Origin of the sequence: Pseudomonas sp. EL_65y_Pfl1_R83, from assembly GCF_963970695.1 — a bacterium.
Taxonomy (GTDB): domain Bacteria; phylum Pseudomonadota; class Gammaproteobacteria; order Pseudomonadales; family Pseudomonadaceae; genus Aquipseudomonas; species Aquipseudomonas tritici.
In genome coordinates this window covers 1-463 of record NZ_CAXAQI010000388.1, presented here as the reverse complement: position 1 = coordinate 463, position 463 = coordinate 1, and the positions used below count along the sequence as shown (strand labels likewise).

Annotated in this window: 1 protein-coding gene; it reads right to left on the bottom strand. The window is 68.0% G+C overall.

Annotation, left to right across the window (positions count from 1 at the left end):
* On the bottom strand, positions 1–463 hold a 463-nt coding region (locus tag AACY08_RS29445; RefSeq protein WP_339472603.1), incomplete at both ends, for a PhoD-like phosphatase N-terminal domain-containing protein.

The window sequence follows — 463 nt, the reverse complement described above, 5'->3', positions numbered from 1 at the left end:
ATGGTGCGATAGCTGCGATAGCCGCCGCGCGACAGATCGATGCCCCAGCCCTGGCCCGCGGTGTCGCCGGACCACAGGAACGATATCGATGTCCCTGTGGCCGGCGCGGTGCGGAAATGCCCGACGCGGCTTTCGCCGGGCAAGCCGCTCGCGATGTCGTCGAAGCGAACGCGATAGAAGATGTCCTGTCCCGGCGGCAGGCCCTGGAGCGACAGTTTCGACGTCAAATCGTCCTCGGGCCGTGCATCACACGCAGCCGAGGCCATGATCGTCCTGAAGCTCTCGACGGTCGACCATTCCACCTGCAGCCGCGCCGGCCGGTCGGCCCGGGCCCAGATCACCGCGGAGCCTTCGGACACATCGCCGGACTGGATGCCGCCTGCGATTTGCGGACGGTCGGCCGCGCGACTGAGATACGGACTTGCAAGCATACCGACCGAGGCAGCGGCGAGGCCGGAGGCGG